1 protein-coding gene is annotated in these 351 nt (G+C 58.4%); it reads left to right on the forward strand.

What is annotated here, in order from left to right:
• The coding region (locus F0L46_RS26475; RefSeq protein WP_210247710.1) for a hypothetical protein at positions 1-351 on the forward strand (351 nt) is incomplete at both ends.

Below are 351 nucleotides of genomic sequence, written 5' to 3' on the forward strand. Positions count from 1 at the left end.
CAGGCTGTCACCTCCACCACCCCGGATATGACCTCTCCGAATGAGCCTCCTAATGCCAAGGAGAGCGAATCGGAGACCACGTCCGCCAAGGAATCCGCCACGTCCACTTCTGAGTCCGCTTCGGCTGAGGCACCCGCCAAGAACTCCTGTGAGCTGGGAGACCTGGACATTACCGCTAAGCCGGGTGCCACCACTTTCGCCGATGGCAAGCAGCCAAACTTCTTCGCCGAGATTTCTAATCCCACGAAGAAAGAATGCGTGATTGATGCCGGGGATTCTCCGCTGAAGTTCGAGGTGTTCACCTTGGGCGGATACGAGCGGGTGTGGGCTGACCTGGACTGCAATAGCTCG

Source organism: Salinarimonas soli (assembly GCF_008386575.1).
GTDB lineage: Bacteria > Pseudomonadota > Alphaproteobacteria > Rhizobiales > Beijerinckiaceae > Salinarimonas_A > Salinarimonas_A soli.